Origin of the sequence: Sphingobacterium rhinopitheci, assembly GCF_022627575.1 — a bacterium.
Classification (GTDB): Bacteria; Bacteroidota; Bacteroidia; order Sphingobacteriales; family Sphingobacteriaceae; genus Sphingobacterium; species Sphingobacterium rhinopitheci.
The window spans coordinates 1-1,227 of the sequence record NZ_JADEYQ010000056.1; the positions used below are offsets into that span (position 1 = coordinate 1).

1 protein-coding gene is annotated in these 1,227 nt (G+C 28.4%); it reads right to left on the bottom strand.

The features are described from left to right. Positions 1-1,227 (bottom strand): hypothetical protein (locus IP023_RS15755; protein WP_241791360.1); only part of this gene is annotated, 1,227 nt, incomplete at both ends.

Genomic DNA, 1,227 nt, shown 5'->3' on the forward strand with positions numbered 1-1,227 from the left:
AAGCCCTTTTCTTCACAAATCCCCACTCTATCTTTCCATAAAATATATTCCAATTTATAAAAAATATAGTTCGGATATCCAGTGCCTAAACATTTATTCAAATACGATTTAGAATCCACTAAACATTCTAGCTCTTCTGACTCGTTTTGAAACACAATATTAAATGTACGATCTTTTAATTTACTTGTATTTTTGACTGAATAAAACAAAGTAGTTTCTAAAACTTCCAACTTTTTCAATAAAGCAGTATTTGATAGTTGCTCATTTATTAGGATGTATAAAAATGGAGTAATCCAATATTGAGTAGTCATTTCTTGAGAATGATACAACATTCCTTGTAATTTCGATAAACACTTAATATCTTCATCCGTGTTCTCTACACGTTGAACACTAATATTTTCATTAGTACTGCCATCTTTATTCTTAATTACACTTTTAGAAATGACTACCTGTTCTATTTCATGATATTCTTCCTTTTCATCTGCGGAATACACCCATTTTATAATATATTTATCAAAAGAAACTCTAGCTTTCCAAATTAAAAGAATAAATTCTTTAGTCTTTTCACTTGTATTAAAATTAGATGCAACATCAAAAATACTCAAGAGTTTTTTATCAATAACTTCAGCTGAATGGGTACCGTTATTTTGTAGTTGATAAACCCTTAAAACATGTAGTAAGAAAGTAGGAAAACTGATAATACTTCTTACTGATTTGCTCAGATAATCACTTTCCTTTACATTTTTATCTTTTTCGGTCCTACTATAATTTGCTGTACTTTCTAAAATTGATTTTAAAGAAATAGATTCTTTATCATTAGTTTGTATCTCTTTTAAAAGTTTAATTATATCTACCTTATCTAATCCTATTTTAGATTTTTCTAAACCATCATCTTCATATAAACCACTTGTATCTCCATATAGATTTTTCCAAGTAAGATTCCCTACATCCTTTATATTTTTTTCGACATAAGCATTCATGTTGGAACAAGCGTCCCAAATCAAAGAATAGGCTAATCGTTCATGAGATTCTATTTTTTCTAGTAAGCGAGATTTTAATAATTCATGGTGATCCAATTGTTTTCCCCTATTATTCATCGCCTCAAAAACACGATTCATATCCGAACTACCTGGCAGAAACGTATAAGTAAGATTGACTCTACTAAAGATAAAATCAGAAAATAAACTTATATTAAAAGTTTCTTCCTTTTGAAACCCTTTCAAAATT